The organism is Ectothiorhodospira sp. 9100 (genome assembly GCF_022227565.1).
Taxonomy (GTDB): Bacteria; Pseudomonadota; Gammaproteobacteria; order Ectothiorhodospirales; family Ectothiorhodospiraceae; genus Ectothiorhodospira; species Ectothiorhodospira marina.
Window position 1 is genome coordinate 78,904 of record NZ_JAJNAN010000004.1, and the last position, 21,902, is coordinate 100,805.

Here is a 21,902-nt window from a genome sequence, read left to right on the forward strand (position 1 = left end):
CCTGTTGTGACCTGTCAGCGACGCAGCGCGAGACGGGCCTTTACCAGAACTAAAGCAGGTTACATGCCAATCTATTTATTAATTTATATTCAATAACTTAAAATTAACACTCAAGAAATCGTCAAGATTCCGCCGCATCTTCCTCGCGGGTAATGCCAAATTTCCGCATCCGCTCCACCAGCGTCGTGCGGCGCATGCCCAGGAGTTTTGCCGCCTGAGCCACCACGCCACCCGACTTGTCCAGGGCATCCCGGATAAGACGCATCTCCAGCTCACCCATATATTCCTTGAGATCGAGACCTTCATCAGGGACACCGTCGCTGGCGGCTCCTCCAACGCCGCTCGCCATGAAGGGACTCGACACCTCCCCGGCCTGTTCCAGTTCATCCTCACTGAGGTCGCCACGGAACTTTCGAGGCAGATCCATCGGCTCCACGGTCCCACCCGGGTGCATGATGGCCAGGCGCTCCATGAGGTTGGCCAGTTCGCGTACGTTGCCCGGCCATGGGTGCCGGGCCAGCACCTGGAGTGTGCCGGAAGACAGGCGTACGCACCCCCGCCCCTCGGCCTCCATGCGGCGGAGCAATTCACTGATCAACAGCGGCAGGTCTTCGATACGCTCTTTCAGGGAGGGCACTTCAATGGGAAATACATTGAGTCGATAGTAAAGATCCTCGCGAAACCCGCCCTCCTCAATGGCCGACTCCAGATCGCGATGGGTGGCCGCGATGATCCGGGCATCCGTGGTCAGGGTCTTGGTGCTACCCACCCGCTCGAAGGTCCGTTCCTGCAACACCCGCAGCAGCTTGACCTGCATGGGCACAGGCATGTCACCGATTTCATTGAGGAACAACGTCCCGCCCTGAGCCAGCTCAAAACGCCCAGGGCGGGCACTGATCGCCCCCGTGAAGGCACCTTTCTCATGCCCGAACAACTCGCTCTCCAGGAGTTCACCGGGAATGGCGCCACAATTGACGGCCACAAAGGGCTTGCCCTGCCGGGCAGAGCAATTGTGAATATTGCGGGCCACCACTTCCTTACCGGTCCCCGTCTCACCAAGGATCAGCACATTGGCATCCGTAATGGCCACCTGCTCAATGTGATCACGGATACGTTGCATATGCCGATTACAGCCCACCAGGGACTGATAGAGCGCCTGTCGAACCCGGCCACTCAGATCCACGCCATTCACCACCAGATGCCGGGCGCGCTGCAGGGTATCGGACCATTGCGTCACGCGTGGCGGATAATCCAGACGACGCAGCAAACGGGGGGCAACCTCCTCCGGGAGGGCGCCGAACTCACTCTCGTCACCCACCAGCGCGATGGGCGGCGGCTGTCCCTCATGGCTCTTCAACGCCTCAAGGGATTTCAGGTCCCGAGCACTTCCCACACAGCCACTGACCAGAACCATCAGCCAGGACGTATCCGTATCCAGACCCGTGGCCACATCATCCAGCGAGACCACCACGGGATCGCATTCCATGAATTCCAGGACGGTACTGAGTTGCTGAACGCGCTCTGGCTGGCTGGCAAGCACCATGACGCTCCGCGGCATCCGCGGCAGCGGCGTATCGATCATGTTGAATGTGCCTGTATCGTCAATTGCCATGAAATTGTCAGCCGGAAGCAATCGCTGGGCCCGCAGGATAAACCCAAAACCTCACTCATGTCCCACCAGGCCTGCCCCTGACAGGTTCGCTTCCGTTATACCGCACCATGTCACCGACAAGCGGAAGCCCGGTCAGCGGGACCGGGACTGGGCCACGCTGCGGCGGTGTCGCCTGAATACCAGCTTCTGGATACCCTCTTCAAGTAACGGGCTGAGGCCACGAAACCGCACGGAAATCTCGTAACCCTCCGGCAACGCCTGGCACGAGGCCACCTCGCCGTAGAGCTCCAGCGGCCGTGGGAATTGCGGGCACAGGTGCCAGTGCATGCGCAGCATCTGGCCCGGCTCCAAGCGCTCTCCTTGCACCCACCCCAACCCCTCCGCAGAGATCCGCATGTTCACCGGATCCGGTGACGTCACCTGTGTGTGCAGCAAGGACCCCAGCATCTCGAGAATCACATTGAGCTTGGTCTCGATGCGAGCCAATTCATGGGAGATCTCGCTCCCAAGTTCTTCATTCACCCGCGAAGAGGCGTCATCCAGGCTGACATACACCCTCAGCAGACCCTCATTGGCCTCATTGATGCGGGCCAGTTCCTCCCCCTGGGGCAAGGCCTCCACGGTGCTGTGCAGGATCGGCAGGCGATCCTGAATCACGAGCACATCCTGGAAGGGATCGCTGACGGTCATGAGGACATTCCAGCAATGACCAGCCGGCAGCGCAAGAGTCCCACCCCTGCCCCGTGATCGGTGCCCCGTACCGCCAACCTAGAAACTGTATTCAATATTGGCCCGAAGGAAATGGGCATCATCCGCCCCTCTTGCATGGTAATGACCGGGATCCAGGAACTCGGCCCACAGGTGGCCGCGCAGATTCTCGGCCAGGTTCACCCCCAGCACCGCGGTAAGCAGGTCGCCGCGCAGATCACCATTGCCCGGGCCGTCCCTTTCATCCGCGTACATCCGATGATAGCGAAGTTTCAGGGAAGTGCGTGGTGAAGGTTTCATGTCCAGGCCCACAAAGGGAGCCTTCAGATTGCTCCAGCCGGCCACCCCGAACTCACTGCCGATAAAGCCATAGGCATACAGCTCACTGAACTGCGGCCAGCGGGAGAACACCGGGCGCCATCCCTCGTTATCCGCGGTCCCCCCTTCATTGCCGGAAAGATAGTAAAAGCCGGCAGTGAACGCAGGCCGGGTTTCACCCCACATGTCGGGCCGGAGCGTGACCGAGGCATCCAGCAACTCACCCTTGAGATCATCCTCCTCCTGACTGCCCCGCTGTACGGCCATCTCCAGATTGGCGGACCACCGGCCCCAGTCGGGGGCCGCGCGAACACCCACGGTGTGGAAATCGGCATCGGCCTCGATCCCCTGCCTCGGGTAGCTACGGTCCTTTTCTTCCTTATAGATCCAGTAATACTCCAGGGGCATGTCCTCCACCCCCTCATAACGCCCATACAGCCCCGCCGCCGCCTCGTCGTGCTCGATCAACGTCAGTTGCGGTTCCCGGTTGAGGGTCAGCGAATCCTTGGCCTCATTATAGATGGCCAGCAAATCCACACTGTGCTCCGGCCCCAGGGCCACGCTAGCCTTGATGGCATTGTAAAACAGGCTGCGGGAACCATCCCGCGGGGTACCGTTGAGCAGGATGTTGCCCGTACCGTAGATCAGTTCCTGGCGGCCCAGACGCAGGTCCACCCTGCCCCCCGCCAGGTTGTTGATATCCACATAGAGCAGATCGGGAACGATCTCGCCCAGCGGGTCGTGATCGCGGGTGTACTGACGATCCTTGTCGTAGAAGCGGAATTCGTTCATCAGCCGGCCATTGAACTGGATGTCCTCGCTGAACGCATAGCTGGCCCACAGGCGGGTGCGGGTGCGATTGAAGAGTTGATCCACCTCGGCTGGCACCGTCATGGGAATATCCTTCAGATCCGTCACCCGGACTCGAAGACCCCCCCCCCAGTCCCACTCGGCCGTGGCCACGCCCGTCCCCATGCCAATGGACAGCGCCAGCGCACCTGCCACCATCGAAACCACCTTTCTCCCCATACTCCCCCCGAGTCGTCTTGTTCTAAAAAAAACTGCTCCTTTTCCATGGAATTTTTCAGGGGTGAGTTATTACCATGGTAAATAACGATTTTCCAGCGGCCCATGATCATCCCTTGATCTGTCTCGCCTGCTTCTCCATAAGCGCTATTCCCGCAGGGTGGATGCCTGCCCCGATTGCATCTGCAAGCCCACCCGCGCCGCGCGCCGGATGCTCTCCAGCAACGCCTGCTTGCCTGTGCCCGTACAGGGGATCCACGGCCGGGGCGGATCGTTCAGGGCCTCGCGCAGGGCGCGGCCCAGGGTGGTGCGCATCATGGTCATCAGCACCACGGCATCGGCATCGATCGCCTGGCGCTTGAGCACATCCACGTCCCGTCCCCAGTTGGACGACCAGCCCGTGTGACGAAACGACACCACCACCCCCGGCCATTCCTCGGTCAGGGTGCGGCTGATGGTGTCGGTATAGCGGGCCTGGATCTCGTTACCCCCCACGAACAGCACCTTCACCGGGGCGCCCACCCGCAACTGTTCTTCCAGGTCGGCATCGTCACCCTCGTCCGAGGCCGTGTCCGGCAGATGCAAATCGGCAAAATACTCACCCGGGGCATCACACTCCCGAAATAGATCCAGCGCCTGGGCCGCCTCCATGGGGCGGGTGTCACGCAGGGCGTAGAACAACGCCCGCAACTGGGCGAAGGCCTCTGGATCCCGGCCCAGGCGTCGGTAAAGACGAAACCGGGAGCGAAGGATCTCCACCTCCGACCAGGCTGGATCCAGGCGCTCGGGGTACTCCAGCCACTGGAGCATGGGCTCGCAGAAACGCGAATCCTGGGCCAGGGCCTCCATGGCATCCAGCCCCTCCTGGGCCACATCCACGCGCCCTGCCGACAGTGCGGCCGGCACCAGCACCGACCAGACACGCCACTGTTCGGCCCCGGACTTGTCGCCGCTATTACGCGCAAGGGTGAGGAGTTCGTCCTGAAGATACACCGACCCGGCGAACCACTCGGGTCGATCAATCATGGTCAGCGACGATCCCCCCCCATGACGCCAGATGCACTCGGCAATCTCCGTGGCCAGTCGAGGCTCCACCAGGTCGGCCGACTCCAGGAAACGCTGCACGCCCCAGCGGGGCAAGCGACCGGTTTCGTTGGCGATGGCCCGCCAGGACTCGATAGCGGCACGGGCCGAGCCCTGGTCCAGGCGGGCCATCATCAGCACCGCCTGCATGAATCGGCATTGACCCAGCAACCCCAGCCGCTCGTAGGCTGTCGATGCGGTATCGCTCATCATGCCGATCAGGGCCTCATTCACATGCACCAGGGCCCGATCACGGACTGCGTCCTGGCCATCCGGTCCGGACCAGCGCAGGAACTCCAGCACCGCCAGGGCGTGATGGGCATTGATGGCCAGGCGCTCGAAACGATCCACCGCCTGGCGGAAATAGGCCTCACCGTGCTCCAGTTGCACCAGGGTGTTGGCACACCGCTCCGGATCGTCCGGCAGCACCACATCCGCCAGTGACCGGAAGCCTCCGCTCACCAGCCCCCGATCGGCCAGCAGGCAGGGGGTATTCACCCGGTCTTCCTCGATGAGCCGCGCGAAGATTTCACGGGCGCCGATGAAATTCCCCTGGGCCTGCAATGCCTGACCCAGGCGACGCTCCAGCAGGGTATCCATGCGCTCCCGCTGATCCGGGTCCAGCTGCACATAGGGCAAGCCCTGACGCAGTTCCACCAGCAGCACATTGGCCAGGGCCGGATCGCCCTCACGGATGGCGGTGGTGGCCTTATCCAGGATCAGGGAGAAGGTGGCCGGGCTGAGATGCGAGCGCTGACCGCGCAGCAGTTGCATGGCCTCTCGATCATAGCCCTGCTCCAGCAGGTAGCCGTAGACCTCGTTGATGAGCCCCGCCCCGGCACCGCCGGGTGTCTTGGCCGCGCCCCGGAACACCCCGCCATGACGCGCCAGTATTGCCTTGACAGCATCATGGTCCCGCTGCCGCACATGGGCGCTGAGCACACCGGAGAGATACCACTGGCGCTGCTCGTCATCCATCTCCCGGCGAGCGGCGTCGATCTCCCTCTCCGGCAACAGGGCATCCATGAAACCCAGATGGAAATAGGTACGCTGCCGTGTGGTATCCAGGGCATGGACCGACTCCACCAGGTCCACCAGTTCGTTAGGCTTCAGGGCCCGATCGTCACCGTTCAGGGTCGCCAGGATCTGATCCAGGATCACCCGATCCAGTTGGGTGAAGTCCTCCGACACCTCCAGGGTGTCGGCGATCTGGGCATCCACCACCGCCTCCTGGGCGCGGGCGGCCTCCTCTTCCTCCATGGCCCGGGTCAGTTCGGGCAGGACCGGATCCAGGAAATGCCACAGTTGCGGATCCATCTGCGTGAGCACGCGAAAGTAGATGGCCACCTCGCGCGCGCTGAATTCCTCCACCAAGGTCTGCGTGGTGGCCTGCACATCCCCGGGAGCGCGGATCCTTGAATCCCCCCCCACCACGAAGCCGCGGTCATCATGGGGCACGCCACACAGGTCCAGGAACCGGCACATGATGGGCGACTTGTAATCGGCAAAATACCCCAGGAACAGCAGCGTCCACTCCCGGGCGCCGAACAGGGTGGGCGCATTGGGCAGCAGCACACCGGCCAGTTGCGGATTCTTCATGCGACGCAGGGTTTCGACCCGGAAACGCTTGCGCCGCGCCAGGGTCTTGAGGGTGGTATCACAGACCATCTCCAGGCGCGAAGCGGGATCCCGCAGTCGCTCAAGAAAGGAGAGCATCGCCCGATGCTTGTCTCCCGGTTCCAGGCGGTTCCAGATGGCTTTCCAGTCACTCAGGCCCGTCTGGGGCATGGGCTCTATCGCTGTCCTGGCCATGGGGCCGCCTCCTGACCAGGGGCCACTGCAACGCGCCCCGACCGATCATCCAGGCCATTTGGCTGACGAAGCGTTTTTCCTGACACTGGGAATGGATACATGCCCCGATCATACTAAGCCCCACTCCCTACAAGCCAGCGTACCGCTTCGGGGGGCGTGCCATTGACCCGGTGAGTATCGATTAGGGACCCTTCCAGTAAGGGCGCTTCCAGCAGGGACCCTTCGAGTAGGGGCCACCTACCAGTAGGGGCGCTTCGAGAAGCGCCCGGCCGGCGCATCGGATGCCACCATCCCCACCCGATGGATCACCCACGCCAGACACTCCGCCGGGGCCGTTCACGAACGGCCCGTACAGCGCTCACCACGAGCACACCCTCTCCCCAGGACCAGCGGGTAACGATGGCGGAACAGGACTCCAACTCAGTACACTGGCCCATCGCAATGGAGCCAAGGACTCACCGATGAACCATGATGACCTGCAGGACTGGTCCAAACGGGCGGCGGACTGGATCCACGACTATCATCAGGGCCTGCGTGACCGGCCCGTTCGGGCCCAGACCCGTCCCGGCGACACCCGCGCCCAACTCCCCGGCCAGGCCCCGGAAAAGCCCGAGCCCATGGAGGCCATCTTCGAGGACTTTGCCCGCATCGTGCCCGATGCCATGACCCACTGGCAGCATCCGCGGTTCTTCGCCTACTTCCCCGGCAACGCCTCGCCTGCCTCCATGCTGGCCGAGCAACTGGCCAACGCCATGGCCGCCCAGGCCATGCTCTGGCAGACCTCGCCGGCGGCCACGGAGATGGAAGAGGCCATGGTGATCTGGCTGCGCGACGCCCTGGGGCTGGACCCACACTTCACCGGCACCCTGCACGACAGCGCCACCACCGCCACCCTCTCCGCCATCCTCACCATGCGCGAGCAGGCATTGAACTGGCTGGGCAACGCCCAGGGGCTGCAGGGGCAGCCGACGCTGCGCCTCTATGCCTCCAGCCATGTGCATTCCTCCATCGACAAGGATGTGCGCATCGCCGGCATCGGTCAGGAGAACCTGGTCAAGATCCCCACCGATGCCGAACACGCCATGGACATGAAGGCCCTGGACGCTGCCATCCGCGCCGACCGTGAGGCCGGCCATCTGCCCGCCGGCATCATCCTGTGTGTGGGCGGCACCGGGATCGGTGCCTGCGACCGCATCGCCGATGGTGTCGCCGTGGCCCGGGTACATGGTCTGCCCACCCATGTGGATGCCGCCTGGGCCGGTTCGGCCATGATCTGCCCGGAATACCGGCACCTGTGGGAAGGCATCGACGGCGCCGACAGCATCGTCTTCAACCCCCACAAGTGGCTGGGCGTGCAGTTCGACTGTTCGGTGCAGTTCCTGGCCAATCCCGACCCCCAGGTCCGCACCCTGGGCCTGCGCCCTGACTACCTGAAGACCCTGGGCAAGTCCGAGTCCATGACCGACTTCAATGAATGGACCGTGCCCCTGGGCCGGCGCTTTCGCGCGCTGAAGATCTGGTTCACCTTGCGCGCCTATGGCCTGGAGGGCCTGCGCCAGCGCATCCACAATCACGTAGCCTGGGCCGAGGAGCTGGCCGAGACCCTGGCCACCCTGCCAGGCATCCAGATCGTCACCCACCCGCAGCTGTCGCTGTTCAGCTTCGCCCTGGATTCGGGCGATGCCGCCACCGAGGCCCTGCTCAAGCGCATCAACGATGATGGGCGCGTCTATCTCACCCAGACCCGTCACCACGGCCGTCTCATCATCCGCGTCCAGGTGGGGCAGTTCGACTGTACCCGCGAGGATGTGATGTGCGTGTACGAGGTCGTGAAGGAACTGCTTTGACCATGGACACCGCCCACACGGACGCCTGGCCCACGGGCTTCATGCTCATCCAGGGGAATCGCCTGGAGGCCCTCGGGGACCTGATGACCACCTGGATGCGTAGCCACCCGCTGCGCCCGCTGGAGAACGAGGTCATCCTGGTGCAAAGCAACGGCATCGGGCAGTGGCTCAAGCTCGCCCTGGCCCGGGATGCGGGGGATGCGGGCAGTGGCTGCGGCATCGCCGCCGCCCTGGAGGTCACCCTGCCCGCCCGCTTCATCTGGAACACCTACTGCCAGGTGCTGGGCGACCTGCCGGATGTCTCCGCCTTTCACAAGGCCCCCCTGGGCTGGCGGCTGTACCGCATGCTGGGGGATCTGGATGCCCTGGCGACGACGCCGGGCACCATGGATCAGCTGCAGCCCCTGCGGGGCTTTCTGCACACGGACGACGATGTGCGCCGGCGCCATCAACTGGCCATGCGCCTGGCGGACCTGTTCGACCAGTACCAAGTGTATCGCAGCGACTGGCTGCAGGCCTGGGAGGCGGGCGAGGATGTGCTCATCCGCCCCGATGGTCGGACGGATCCCGTGCCCCAGACCCAGCGCTGGCAACCCCTGCTGTGGCGGGCCCTGCTCGAGGACATCGCCCGGGATGAGCACGACCCCGGCGACAGCCGCGCGGCGATCCACCAGCGATTTCTCAAGGCCTCCCGGTCCTTCACCTCGACCAACCGGCCCGCCGGGCTGCCCCGCCGGGTGATCGTGTTCGGCATCTCCTCCCTGCCCCGCCAGACCCTGGAGGTACTGGAGGGCATCGCCCCGGTCAGCCAGGTGATGCTGTTCGTCCATAACCCCAGCTGCCATTACTGGGGGGACATCATCGAGGGCCGGGACCTGTTTCGCCGCGGTTATCGGCGCCTGAGCGCCCGCAAAGTGCCCGACGGCGTGGAACCCGATGAGATGCACCTGCACGGCCACCCCCTGCTGGCCGCCTGGGGCAAGCAGGGCCGGGACTACATCCGCCTGCTGGATGAACACGATCAGCGGGAACAGTACGAGGCCCACTTTCAGGCCCAGAGCCTGTCCATCGACCTGTTCGAATCCCCGGGCCAGAACACCCTGCTGCAGCAACTCCAGGACGACATCCTGGAACTGCGCCCCCTCAGTGAGCGCCGGGCACTGGGCACCACCATCGACCCCGACGCGGACCGCAGCCTGGAATTCCTGGTGGCCCATGGTCCGCAGCGGGAGGTGGAGGTGCTGCACGATCAGCTGCTGGATGCCTTCCAGCAGGCCCACGCTCAGGGTAGCCCCCTGCCCCCGCGGGAGATCCTGGTGATGGTGCCGGATGTGGAGACCTACGCCCCCCACATCGAGGCCGTCTTCGGGCGCATCGGCCCGGGCGACCCGCGGCATATCCCCTTTCATATCGCCGACCAGGGACAACGCCACCGCAACCCGGTACTGATCGGGCTGGAGCGTCTGCTCAACCTGCCCCAGGCCCGATTCTCGGTCAGCGATATCCTGGATCTTCTGGACATCCCGGCCCTCAGGGACCGCTTTGACATCGCCGAGGCCGACCTGCCCCGGCTGCGCCAGTGGATACAAGGCGCGAACATCCGCTGGGGCCTGGACGCCCGCCAGCGCACCGGTCTGGGTCTGCCCCCGGGCCTGGAACAGAACACCTGGCAGTTCGGCCTGCGCCGCATGCTGCTGGGCTTTGCCAGCGATGATGCCGGCCCCTGGCGGGGGGTGGAGCCCTACGATGAGGTGGGGGGCCTGGAGGCGGCGCTGATTGGCCCCCTGGATCAGCTGCTTCAGACCCTGGGCGAGGCCTGGCACACACTGCAGACCTCCCGCACCCCCCAGGCATGGATGGGCGTGATCCTCCAGCTCATGGATGACTGCTTTGCCATCGACAGCGACGCGGATCACCGCGCCATCACCCGCGTGGGCCAGGCCCTGGAACAATGGGTGACCGATTGCCAGGCCGCCGGCGCCGATCAGGAACTCCTGCCCCTGGAGGTGGTGCGCGACACCCTGCTCAGTGCCGTGGACGAGCCCACCCTGAACCAGCACTTCCTGGGCGGGGCCGTGAACTTTGCCACCCTCATGCCCATGCGGGCCGTGCCCTTTCGGCAGATCTGGCTGCTGGGCATGAACGATGGCGACTACCCCCGCAGTCACCACCCGGCGGATTTCGACCTGATGGCCCGGGACTACCGACCCGGCGACCGCTCCCGCCGGGAGGATGATCGCTATCTCTTCCTGGAGGCCCTGCTCTCCGCCCGGGAGCGCCTGGTGATCAGCTGGGTGGGGCGCAGCATCCGCGACAACAGCCAGCGGCCCCCCTCCGTCCTGGTGGGGCAGCTGCGGGATCACATCGCCGCCGGCTGGCGCCTGGGGCCACCCCAGGACGATGCACCCCAGAATGGCGAGGGAGACGAAGGCACGGAGCTGATCCGGGCCCTGACCACCGAGCACCCCCTGCAACCCTTCAGTGCCCGCTATTTCGATCCCGACCGGCCCGCGCGGGTGTTCACCCATGCCCACGAGTGGCAGTCCCTCTCAACGACCCCCCTGCCCGCGGTCCGCCCCCTGCCCCGACTCCCCCCACCGACGCTGGATGCCCCCATCAGCCTGGGGGCACTGGGGCACTTCCTGCGTCACCCGGCCCGGCATTTCTACAGCCAGCGCCTGGGGCTGTATCTTCAGGAGGCCGAGCAGCCCGCCGAGGATGAAGAGCCGTTCCACCTGGACGGCCTGGGCAACTGGTCCCTGCGATCGACCCTGATCGAACGTCTGACCCGGTCCGCCCCCAGAGGGCCTGCGGCGGACCCCGGCGCCCTTGACTTGTCCGCCAGCGCAGAGCGCCTGACCCGGGCCGGCGAGCTGCCCCTGCCCCCCTTCGACGCCCACTGGCGAGAAGCGCTTTTCACCCACCTGGAGCCGCCGGTGACGCAGTACCAGGCCCTGCTGGTGGATCACCCTCACGCCTGCCCGGCGCAGGGCATCGTGGTGGAGGCCGAGGGCATCACCCTGGAAGACACCCTGACCGGCCTGCGCCAGGATGCCTCGGGGGCCCGGCTGCGGGTCGTGCTGCAGGCCAGCCGACTGGTGAAGAAGGAGGATGACTACCAATGGCATCATCTGATCCGCCACTGGCCCGGCCACCTGGCCGCCCAGCTACAGGCCCCCACCACCACCTGCCTGCTGGGTCCGCAGAGCCGGGTGATCCTGCCCCCCATGGACGCCCACGCCGCCCGGGCCACGTTGATCCAGCTCATGGAGGGCTACCGGGAAGGCCTTGAAGGCCCCCTGCCCCTGCCTTGTCGCACCGGGTTCGCGGCCCTGATCGAGTGGGAGGACGGCAAGGTGAGGCCCACCCCCCAGACCCTCTACGAGGGCGACCATCAGTGGAACAGTGAGCGGGATGAGCACGACCTCTTTGCGCGCTTCTGGCCCGACTATGCCAGCCTGGCGGAGGATCCGGGTTTCGCCCGGGCCATCGAGGCCCTGTACCGCCCCCTGTACCGCCATCTGATCGCACCCCAGGGGGCTCAGCCATGACCAACCCCACGACCCTGGATCCCCTGGGCTTTGCCTTTCGCGACAGCCGTCTCATCGAGGCCAGCGCCGGCACCGGCAAGACCTTCACCCTGGCCCTGCTGTACACCCGCCTGGTGCTGGGCCATGGGGATGCACACACCGCGTTTGAGCGCGGGCTGATGCCACCGGAGATCCTGGTGGTCACCTTCACCGAGGCCGCCACCCAGGAACTGCGCGAACGCATCCGCAGCCGGTTGGTGGAGGCGGCCACCTGGTTCGAGGCGGACCCTCAGGCGCTGCCCCCCGCCGATCCCACCACAGCGGCCCACCCGCTGCATCGACTGCGCAGCGACCACCCCCCCGAGCGCTGGCCCGGCTGCGCGCGCACCCTGCGCCTGGCCGCCGAATGGATGGACGAGGCCATGATCTCCACCATCCATGGCTGGTGTCAGCGCATGCTCAAGGAACACGCCTTCGAGACCCGGGGGCTGTTCCAGCGGGAGGTGACCACCGACCAGACCGACCTGATCAACGAGATCCTCAGGGACTACTGGCGGGTGCATTTCTACCCCCTGCCCGCCGCCGAGGCCCGCTGCGTCCGTCAGGCCATCACCTCGCCCGAGCACCTGCACGGACACCTGCTCCCCTGGCTGCGCCAGCGGGATGCCGGGCTCTCCTACCAGGGCCGCCCCCTGCATTGTCCGGACCTGCGTTCGGCCCTGGACCGGGCCCTGGAGCGCCAGGCCCGGCAGGATCAGGTGGACACCCTGGAGCAGGCGGCCCGGGAACAGTGGCAGGCCGACCGGCAGGCCATCGAGGCCCATTTGTGGACACTGCAGCCTCACCTGAACGGCACCCGCCATGGCAGCGCCCAGCCGGAAAAATTCACCGAGGTGCTCAAGGAGATCCAGGCCTGGAGCGAGGGTGAGACCGCTCCCAACCGGCTGCGCCACTTTGCCCAGGGGGCCTTTGGCTTCAAGGCCAAGGCCCCGGTGCAGGAGGAGATGCTGCACCCGGCCTTTGCCGCCATCGCCCAGTGGCAGCAGGCGGCACGCGAACTGGAAGCCCCCGACGGGCACACCGAGCCGCCCCTGAAGGCCTGCATCCTGGCCCATGCCAGCCAGTGGGTGGGCCGCGAACTCACGCAGCGACTGCGCCAGCAGGCACAGATGGGCTTTGATGATCTGCTGCGGGAGATGGATATCGCCCTCACCCCCAGCAGTGATGACGAGGCTGCCGACCCGGCCAGGCACCTGGCGGCCACCCTGCGCCACCAGTTCCCCGTGGCCCTGATCGACGAGTTTCAGGACACCGATCCCATCCAGTACCGGATCTTCGATCGGGTCTATGGCGCTGCGGCCACTCGGGACGCCCAGGCCCCCACCGCCCTGGTCATGATCGGCGACCCCAAGCAGGCCATCTATGGCTTTCGGGGCGCCGACATCCACAGTTATCTGGCGGCCCGCGAGGCCACCCGGGGCCGGCATCACACCCTGGCCACCAACTACCGTTCCACCCAGGGGATGGTGGAGGCCTGCAACCGACTGTTCACCCACGCCGAGGCGCACCCCAGGGGCGCCTTTCGTTTCCGCCCCGAGACCGGGGATGACGCCGAGAACCCCATCCCCTACCAGCCCGTGTCGGCCCAGGGTCGCCAAGAGACCCTGATCCTGGACGGTACCCCGCAGCCGGCCATGACCTTCTGGATGATGGACTCGGACGAGGGACCCGTCTCCCCCGACAGCTATCGGGAGACCCTGGCCGCTGCCACCGCCTCGCGCATCGTGCAGTGGCTGGAAGCGGCCCGCGTCGGTGAGGCCGGGTTTCGCCCCGTGGAAGGCGAGGACGATGCATGGAAACCGCTGCGACCCCGGGACATTGCCATCCTGGTGCGCACCGGCACCGAGGCCGCCGTCATGCGCCAGGCCCTGGCGGCGCGGCAGATACACAGCGTGTACCTGTCGGATCGCAACTCGGTGTTTCGCACCCGCGAGGCCCGGGACCTGCTGCACTGGCTGCGGGCCTGCGCCTGCCCCACCGATGAGGGCCTGGTGCGGGCAGCGCTGGGCACCAACACCCTGGATCTGCCCCTGGAGACCCTGGCCGGCTGGCAGGAGGATGAGCTGGCCTGGGAGGCCCAGCTGGAGCAGTTCCACGGCTATCAACGCATCTGGCAGCGCCAGGGCGTGCTGGCCATGCTGCGCCGCCTGATGCACGACCAGGCCCTGCCCCGCCAGCTGCTGGAGCGCGAGGAAGGTGAGCGGGTGCTCACCAACCTGCTGCACCTGGCCGAATGGCTGCAGCAGGCCGCCCGGGGCCTGGACGGGGAGCAGGCCCTGATACGGCACCTGAGCGAGCACCTGGATGCAGATGACGAGGAATTCCTGGTGCGCCTGGAGAGTGACGCGGAGCTCATCCAGGTGGTCACCATCCACAAGTCCAAGGGCCTGGAATATCCCCTGGTGCTGCTGCCCTTCATCTGTAGCTGGCGGGAGGTTAATGGGCGCACAGCCCAGGTCCCCCTGCGTCGGGACAAGGCGCGGTATATCGAGACGGCGGGCCGGGATGACTATCGCCAGGCCTGGGACGATGCCGACGATGCCCGTTTGAGCGAAGACATGCGCCTGCTGTATGTGGCCATCACCCGTGCGTGCCATGGCGTCTGGCTGGGTATCGCCCCCCTCAAGAGCGGCAACACCCGCAAGATCCAGCTGGAAAAATCGGCCATGGGCCATGTGCTCAACGGCGGCAAGGCCTTCGAGAGCGCCCTGGAGCTGAAGCAGGCCATCCAGACCCTGGGCCAGGACAACCCCCATATCCAGATGGAACCGGCTCCCACCCCCGTCCCCACGCCCCTCTCGCCGCTACCGCAACCCGTTATGGACCCGGCCCGGCCGGCACCGGATTGTCGTCACGAGCCCTGGTGGATCGCCAGTTATTCCGGGCTGCGCCTGGGGCCCCTGGGAGACGGGGCAGCCGAGCCCCCGCCGGCGGCCGAGACCGCCGATGACGAACTGGGAAGGGAAGAAGGCCTGGCCGATGAGCCCCCAGTGCCGCCCCCCGCCCAGCCGGCCCGAACCCACGCCGCGCCACCGGGCACGCCCCTGGCCGGGCTGCATACCCTGCCCCGGGGGCGCCAGGTGGGCAACTTCCTGCACGGCATCATGGAATGGGCCGCCACCGAGGCCCGGGCCCAAGACCCCGCCGATCGGGCAGCGGGGTTTGCCGCCGCCGCCCACTGCCCGGAGGCACGCCGGGACATGCTGGCCCGGCGCTGCCAGCTCAGGGGCCTGACCGACTGGATCGAGCCCCTGGATGCCTGGCTGGCCGCCTATCTCACCACCCCCTGGGCCCTCCCCACGGCGCCCGGAACCTCGGCCACCACGCTGACCCTGGCCGATCTGGCGCCCGAGTCACTGCAGGTGGAGATGGAATTCTGGTTCGCCGCCACCCGGGTGGATACCCGGGACCTGGATCGACTGGCCCAGGCCCATTGCCTGCCGGGCCGGCGCCGGCCCGGGCTGGACCCGGCACGGCTCAATGGCATGCTCAAGGGCTTCATCGACCTGGCCTTCGAACACCAGGGGCGCTATTACGTCCTGGACTGGAAATCCAACTGGCTGGGCCCGGACGATCCGGCCTATTCCACGGCCGCCATGGAGGACGCCGTCCTGCATCATCGCTACGACCTGCAGTACCTCATCTACCTGCTGGCCCTGCATCGACAACTGAGCCTGCGCCTGCCGGACTACGATTATGATCAGCACATGGGCGGGGCCGTCTATGCCTTTCTGCGCGGCGCCGGGGGACCGGCTCTTGGCCTGCACACCCATCGCCCGCCCCGGGCGTTGATCGAGGCCCTGGACGCCCTCTTCATGGGGCAGCGCCCCACCCGGATGGGGGCGCTGGCATGATGGCGCAACACCCCGAGGCCCATCAGGAACACCCGCCCCACCCCACCCTGGCCCTGCTGGGTGAATGGGCCGCCGCCGGCGCCATCCGTGCCCTGGATCTGTCGCTGACACGCTTCATCCACACCCAGGCCCCGGAGGATGATCCCGCCGTGCTGCTGGCCATTGCGCTCACCAGCGAACGCAATGGCCACGGCCATGTGTGCCTGGATCTCGCCCAGGCCCTGCATCACCCGCAGACCCTGCTCACCCGCCTGCGGGACGATCAGCCCCTGGCCCAGGGCATCCGTCTTGCCCTGGGCCGCGAGCTGGGGGCGCTGACCCTGACGGACTGGGTGGCGCGCCTGCGGGCCAGTTCGGCCATCAGCCGTGCGGAAGATGCGCGGGACCCGGTCGATCCGCGTCCCCTGGTGCTGGATGGCGACCCGGAACGTCCCCTGCTCTACCTGCGCCGCTACTGGGCCTATGAGCAGCGCATCGCCGAAGGGATACAGGGCCGCCTGCAGCAACCGCTGCCCCTTCCCGAGACGCCGCTGGCCCGGCTGCTGGACACCCTGTTCCAGCCGGCCGGCGATCGAGCACCCGCGCCCTCGTCATCGCCAGGTCCGGGACCGGACTGGCAGCGCCTGGCCTGCGCCCTGGCGGCCCGCAGCGGCTTTTTCATCCTCACCGGGGGGCCGGGCACCGGCAAGACCACCACCGTGGTGCGTCTGCTGGCCCTGTTGCAGCGCCTGGCGGCCGTGCAGGACCTGCCTGCCCTGCGCATCGAGCTGGCCGCCCCCACCGGCAAGGCCGCCGCGCGCCTGAATGAATCCATCAACGCCCAGGTGAACGCCCTGCCACCCGCCGAGGGCATCGCCTCCCCGGTGGGGCCGATACCCACCCGTGTGAAGACCCTGCACCGGCTGCTGGGCCCGCGGCCCGACAGCCGGCGTTTTTGCCACCACCCGGGCAACCCCCTGGCCGCCGATGTGGTGGTGGTGGACGAGGCCTCCATGGTGGACGTGGAGATGATGGTGCACCTGCTGGATGCCCTGCGCCCCGAGGCCCGGCTGATCCTGTTGGGAGACAAGGATCAGCTGGCCTCGGTGGAGGCCGGCGCCGTGCTGGGTGATCTGTGCCAGCGTGCCCATCGGGCCCATTACACCCCCGACACCCGGGACTGGCTGGCACGGGTCAGTGGTCAGGACGTGCCGGAGGCGATGGTGGATGCGAACGGGGGGGCACTGGATCAGGCGGTGGCCATGCTGCGCACCAGTCACCGCTTCAGCGATCAGGGCGGTATCGGCGCCCTGGCGGCCCGGGTGAATGATCCACAGCAGGACCCACGAGATCCCGATGCCGCCCTGGCGGCGGTGCGCGCGGTCTTTGAACGATCGGCCGCGGAGCCCGACAGTACGCTGGGCAGTGTGGCGGCGATTCAGCTGGTGGATGAGGCCGATCCCCGTTTCGATGAACAGGTCAGGGAGGGGTATGCGGGCTACCTGCAACGACTGGAACAGCGCCCGGATGATCCCGATGCGTCGGCCCGCGTCGATGCCTGGGCCCACGACATCCTTCAGGCCCAGCGGCAGTTTCAGTTGCTCACCGCCCTGCGCGATGGGCCCTGGGGTGTAACCGGGCTCAACACCCGCATCATTCAGGTGCTGCGCGCCGCCCGCCTGCTGCCCGGAGAGGCGGACGCGGGCGCCCCCGCCCAGCGTCAATGGTTTGCCGGACGACCGGTGCTCATCACCCGCAACGACTACACCCTGAACCTGATGAACGGTGACATCGGCATCACCCTGCCCGTACCGGTGCGCCAGAACGGCGAGGTGCGCACGGTACTGCGGGTGGCCTTCCCGGGCGAGGGCGGACAGGTGCGCTGGGTGCTGCCCAGCCGCCTGCAGGCGGTGGAGACCGTGTTTGCGATGACGGTGCACAAGTCCCAGGGCTCGGAGTTCGAACACACGGCGCTGATCCTGCCGGATGCCCCCAACCCGGTGCTCACCCGGGAGTTGCTCTACACCGCCATCACCCGCTCACGCACCCGGTTCACCCTGTTCTACAGCCAGGCCTCGGTACTGGGCGAGGCCATCACCCGCCGGGTGAACCGGGACAGCGGTCTGAGTGGGCGCCTGCTCAGAAGGCATCCCCCGGCACCCTGACCCAGCCTTCCATGAGCACCCGGGCACTGCGGCTCATCACCGCCTTGACCACCTTCCATTCGCCACCCTCCAGGGTGGCCTCGGCCCCCACCCGCAGGGTGCCTGAGGGGTGGCCAAAATGGACCGAGGTGCGATCGCCGCCGCCGGCCGCTTGGTTGACCAGCGTGCCGGGGATGGCCGCCGCCGTGCCGATGGCCACGGCCGCCGTGCCCATCATGGCGTGATGCAGCTTGCCCATGGACAGGGCCCGCACCAGCAGATCCACATCACCTGCCGCTACCTTTTTGCCGCTGGAGGCCACGTAGTCCCTGGGCGGGGCCACAAAGGCGATCTTGGGGGTATGCTGGCGCTGGCCGGCCTCTTCCACCGACTGCACCAGGCCCATGCGCACGGCCCCGTGGACCCTGAGCGTCTCGAACATCGCCAGGGCCTTGGGGTCCCCGTTGATGTCATCCTGCAGTTCGGTGCCGGTATAGCCGATGTCATCGGCATTGACGAACACCGTGGGGATGCCGGCATTGATCATGGTGGCCTTCAAGGTGCCGATACCCGGCACCTCCAGGTCGTCCACCAGGTTGCCCGTAGGGAACATGGAGCCGCCACTGTCATCGGCCGGTTCCATGAACTCCACCTGCACCTCGGCAGCGGGAAAGGTCACCCCATCCAGTTCGAAATCCCCCGTCTCCTGCACCGCCCCATCGGTGATGGGGATATGGGCGATGATGGTCTTCTGGATGTTCACCTGCCAGATACGCACGATGGCGGTGCCGTTGTGGGGGATGCGCTCGGCATCCACCAGGCCGGCGCTGATGGCAAAGGCCCCCACTGCGGCGGTCAGATTGCCGCAGTTGCCGCTCCAGTCCACAAAGGGCTTGTCGATGGAGACCTGACCGAACAGGTAATCCACGTCATGATCCGGCTGGGTGCTGCGCGACAGGATCACCGTCTTGCTGTTGCTGGACACGCCCCCGCCCATGCCATCGATCTGCTTGCCATAGGGGTCGGGGCTGCCGATCACCCGCAGCAGCAGGGCATCCCGGGCGGCCCCGGGGATCTGTGCCACCTGGGGCAGGTCATCCAGGCGGAAGAACACGCCCTTGCTGGTGCCACCCCGCATGTAGGTGGCAGGGATCTTCACTTGGGGAACATGGCTCATCAGGCGCCCTCCGCTTCCAGGAAGTCCTTGGCAAAGCGCTGCAGCACGCCGCCCGCTTCATAGATGGAGACCTCTTCTTTCGTATCCAGGCGGCAGGTCACGGGCACCTCCACGGTTTCGCCGTTCTTGCGATGGATCACCAGGGTGAGATTCGCCCGGGGGGCCAGTTCGCCCTTCACATCGAAGGTTTCCGTGCCATCGATGGCCAGGGTCTTGCGGGTGGTGCCGGCCTCGAACTCCAGAGGCAGCACGCCCATGCCCACCAGGTTGGTGCGATGGATGCGCTCGAACCCTTCGGCGGCGATGGCCTCCACACCGGCCAGGCGCACGCCCTTGGCGGCCCAGTCACGGCTGGAGCCCTGACCGTAGTCGGCCCCGGCGATGATGATCAGGGGCTGTTTGCGCTCCTGGTAGGTCTCGATGGCCTCCCACATGCGGGTGACTTGGCCTTCCGGTTCGATACGGGCCAGGGAGCCCTGCTTCACCTCCCCGTCCACCACGGCCATCTCGTTGATGAGCTTGGGATTGGCAAAGGTGGCCCGCTGGGCGGTCAGGTGATCGCCCCGGTGGGTGGCATAGGAGTTGAAGTCCTCTTCCGGCAGGCCCATCTTCGCCAGGTATTCCCCGGCGGCACTGTCGAGCAGGATGGCATTGGAGGGCGACAGGTGATCGGTGGTGATGTTGTCACCCAGCACCGCCAGCGGGCGCATGCCCTTGAGGGCGCGCTCTCCCGCCAGGGCCCCTTCCCAGTAGGGCGGGCGACGGATGTAGGTGCTCTGGGGCCGCCATTCGTACAAGGGGCTGATCTGCTGTGCCGCCTCGGTCTTCACCTGGAACATGGGCTCGTACACCTGCCGGAAGTGCTCCGGCTTGACGCTGCTGGCGATGATGGCGTCGATCTCTTCATCGCTGGGCCACAGGTCCTTGAGGGTGACCTCGTTACCGTCGGCGTCCACACCCAGCACGTCCTTTTCGATGTCAAAACGAATGGTGCCGGCGATGGCGTAGGCCACCACCAGGGGCGGCGAGGCCAGGAAGGCCTGCTTGGCGTAGGGGTGGATGCGCCCGTCGAAGTTACGGTTGCCCGAGAGCACGGCGGTGGCGTAGAGATCCCGGTCGATGACCTCCTGCTGGATCTTCGGGTCCAGGGCGCCACTCATGCCGTTGCAGGTGGTGCAGGCAAAGGCCACGATGCCAAAACCCAGCTTTTCCAGCTCCGGCAGCAGCCCCGCCTCTTCCATGTACAGTTGCACCGCCTTGGAGCCGGGGGCGAAGGAGCTCTTCACCCAGGGCTTGCGGACCAGGCCCCGGGCGTTGGCATTGCGGGCCAGCAGGCCGGCCGCCACCACGTTGCGTGGGTTGCTGGTATTGGTGCAGCTGGTGATGGCGGCGATGATCACGGCGCCATCGGGCATCTTGCCGGGTTCGTTCTCCACCTTGCCGGAGATCCCCCGGGCCGCCAGGTCGGCGGTGGCCAGGCGCTTGTGGGGGTTGGAGGGGCCGGCCATGTTGCGCACCACCGTGGACAGATCAAAGCGCAGTCGGCGCTCGTATTCCACGTTCTTCAGGTCATCGCCCCACAGACCGGCCTCGCGGGCGTAGGTCTCCACCAGCTTCACCTGCTCGTCTTCGCGGCCGGTGAGCTTGAGGTAGTCGATGGTCTGCTCGTCGATGTGGAACATGGCGGCGGTGGCGCCAAATTCCGGGGTCATGTTGGAGATGGTGGCGCGGTCGGCCAGGCTCAGCTCCTTCACCCCTTCGCCACAGAATTCCAGGTAGGCAGAGACCACCTTCTCCTGACGCAGGAACTCGGTCAGGGCCAGGACGATATCGGTGGCGGTGATGCCCGGCTTGCGCTTGCCCACCAGTTCCACGCCGATGATGTCCGGCAGGCGCATGTACGAGGCCCGGCCCAGCATGACGCTCTCGGCCTCCAGGCCACCCACGCCCACGGCCAGCACGCCCAGGGCATCCACATGGGGGGTATGGCTGTCGGTCCCCACCAGGGTGTCGGGGAAGGCCACACCATCGCGGGCATGGACCACCGGCGACATCCGCTCCAGGTTGATCTGGTGCAGGATGCCGTTACCCGGCGGGATCACGTCCACGTTCTTGAAGGCCTTTTTGGTCCAGCCGATGAAGTGGAAGCGGTCCTCGTTGCGGCGATCCTCGATGGCGCGGTTCTTCTCGAAGGCATCCTCGTCGTAGCCACCGTATTCCACCGACAGGGAATGGTCGACAATGAGCTGCGTGGGCACCACCGGGTTCACCTTGGCCGGATCCCCGCCCCGCTCGGCGATGGCATCGCGCAGCCCCGCCAGATCCACCAGCGCCGTCTGCCCCAGGATGTCGTGACACACCACCCGCGCCGGGAACCAGGGGAAGTCCAGATCCCGCTTGCGCTCGATGTGCTGCTTCAGGGCATCGGTGAGCAGCGCCGGATCACAACGACGCACCAGGTTCTCCGCCAGCACACGGGAGGTATAAGGCAGCCTGTCATAGGCCCCAGGCGCAATGGCCTCCACGGCCGCACGGGTGTCAAAGTAATCCAGCTGGGTGCCTGGCAGTGGCTTGCGGTAATCAGTGTTCATCATGGGCAACTCAGTCAAGGGTGGTCTGGCTGGACACAGGGATTGTCGACATCCAGCGCGGGTGCCGGAAGTATAAACCTTCACGACGACATGCCAAAAGTGCAGGCCAAAAAGCAAAACGGGGACAGACACCTTTTCTGGGAGAATCCCCCGTGGGAGCG

General features: G+C 66.2%; 10 protein-coding genes. 4 read left to right on the top strand and 6 right to left on the bottom strand.

What is annotated here, in order from left to right; translation table 11 throughout:
- Nucleotides 1-121: 121 nt before the first annotated feature.
- The 4 genes from LPW29_RS02610 to LPW29_RS02625 all read right to left on the bottom strand — a co-directional run bounded on the left by LPW29_RS02610 (nucleotide 122) and on the right by LPW29_RS02625 (nucleotide 6,559).
- Complete coding sequence (locus LPW29_RS02610; RefSeq protein WP_238626686.1) at nucleotides 122-1,612, bottom strand: sigma-54 dependent transcriptional regulator; 1,491 nt, start codon at nucleotides 1,610-1,612, stop codon at nucleotides 122-124.
- A gap of 132 nt (nucleotides 1,613-1,744) precedes the next feature.
- Nucleotides 1,745-2,302: a PilZ domain-containing protein gene (locus LPW29_RS02615; protein WP_090253869.1), complete on the bottom strand. Its 558-nt coding sequence runs from the start codon at nucleotides 2,300-2,302 to the stop codon at nucleotides 1,745-1,747.
- A gap of 78 nt (nucleotides 2,303-2,380) precedes the next feature.
- Complete coding sequence (locus LPW29_RS02620; RefSeq protein ID WP_238626688.1) at nucleotides 2,381-3,646, bottom strand: alginate export family protein; 1,266 nt, start codon at nucleotides 3,644-3,646, stop codon at nucleotides 2,381-2,383.
- Between the two features lie 165 nt (nucleotides 3,647-3,811).
- The gene (locus tag LPW29_RS02625) at nucleotides 3,812-6,559 is read right to left on the bottom strand and encodes a hypothetical protein (RefSeq protein WP_238626689.1); all 2,748 of its coding nucleotides are present in this window, start codon (nucleotides 6,557-6,559) and stop codon (nucleotides 3,812-3,814) included.
- Between the two features lie 461 nt (nucleotides 6,560-7,020).
- On the opposite strand from LPW29_RS02625, the gene LPW29_RS02630 reads away from it, so the two are divergent.
- The 4 genes from LPW29_RS02630 to recD are packed head-to-tail and all read left to right on the top strand — an operon-like array spanning nucleotide 7,021 to nucleotide 17,994.
- Complete coding sequence (locus LPW29_RS02630) at nucleotides 7,021-8,406, top strand: pyridoxal phosphate-dependent decarboxylase family protein (protein ID WP_238626690.1); 1,386 nt, start codon at nucleotides 7,021-7,023, stop codon at nucleotides 8,404-8,406.
- A gap of 2 nt (nucleotides 8,407-8,408) precedes the next feature.
- Nucleotides 8,409-11,957 carry an exodeoxyribonuclease V subunit gamma gene (gene recC / locus LPW29_RS02635; protein WP_238626691.1) on the top strand — a complete coding sequence of 1,183 codons (3,549 nt, stop codon included), beginning with the start codon at nucleotides 8,409-8,411 and terminating at the stop codon, nucleotides 11,955-11,957.
- Entirely contained in the window at nucleotides 11,954-15,850 is a 3,897-nt protein-coding gene (gene recB, locus LPW29_RS02640; protein ID WP_238626693.1) for an exodeoxyribonuclease V subunit beta, read from the top strand. Before recC ends, recB begins: the two co-directional genes overlap by 4 nt.
- On the top strand, nucleotides 15,847-17,994 hold the full coding sequence (gene recD / locus LPW29_RS02645) for an exodeoxyribonuclease V subunit alpha (protein WP_238626694.1): 2,148 nt from the start codon (nucleotides 15,847-15,849) through the stop codon (nucleotides 17,992-17,994). Before recB ends, recD begins: the two co-directional genes overlap by 4 nt.
- Here the strand turns inward: recD and prpF are convergent.
- Both prpF and acnD read right to left on the bottom strand, forming a co-directional pair.
- Complete coding sequence (prpF, locus tag LPW29_RS02650) at nucleotides 17,969-19,150, bottom strand: 2-methylaconitate cis-trans isomerase PrpF (RefSeq protein ID WP_238626695.1); 1,182 nt, start codon at nucleotides 19,148-19,150, stop codon at nucleotides 17,969-17,971. The genes recD and prpF overlap by 26 nt on opposite strands.
- Nucleotides 19,150-21,741: a Fe/S-dependent 2-methylisocitrate dehydratase AcnD gene (acnD, locus tag LPW29_RS02655; protein WP_238626735.1), complete on the bottom strand. Its 2,592-nt coding sequence runs from the start codon at nucleotides 21,739-21,741 to the stop codon at nucleotides 19,150-19,152. The genes prpF and acnD overlap by 1 nt, the downstream gene beginning before the upstream one ends.
- Nucleotides 21,742-21,902 lie beyond the last annotated feature (161 nt).

Bases quoted from the DNA above. Each gene is read 5' to 3' on its own strand.
- recC (WP_238626691.1), top strand. From the start codon at position 8,409: ATGGACACCGCCCACACGGACGCCTGGCCCACGGGCTTCATGCTCATC.
- LPW29_RS02620 (WP_238626688.1), bottom strand. From the start codon at position 3,646: ATGGTGGCAGGTGCGCTGGCGCTGTCCATTGGCATGGGGACGGGCGTG.
- LPW29_RS02625 (WP_238626689.1), bottom strand. From the start codon at position 6,559: ATGGCCAGGACAGCGATAGAGCCCATGCCCCAGACGGGCCTGAGTGAC.
- LPW29_RS02615 (WP_090253869.1), bottom strand. From the start codon at position 2,302: ATGACCGTCAGCGATCCCTTCCAGGATGTGCTCGTGATTCAGGATCGC.
- LPW29_RS02630 (WP_238626690.1), top strand. From the start codon at position 7,021: ATGAACCATGATGACCTGCAGGACTGGTCCAAACGGGCGGCGGACTGG.
- recB (WP_238626693.1), top strand. From the start codon at position 11,954: ATGACCAACCCCACGACCCTGGATCCCCTGGGCTTTGCCTTTCGCGAC.
- acnD (WP_238626735.1), bottom strand. From the start codon at position 21,741: ATGAACACTGATTACCGCAAGCCACTGCCAGGCACCCAGCTGGATTAC.
- LPW29_RS02610 (WP_238626686.1), bottom strand. From the start codon at position 1,612: ATGGCAATTGACGATACAGGCACATTCAACATGATCGATACGCCGCTG.
- prpF (WP_238626695.1), bottom strand. From the start codon at position 19,150: ATGAGCCATGTTCCCCAAGTGAAGATCCCTGCCACCTACATGCGGGGT.
- recD (WP_238626694.1), top strand. From the start codon at position 15,847: ATGATGGCGCAACACCCCGAGGCCCATCAGGAACACCCGCCCCACCCC.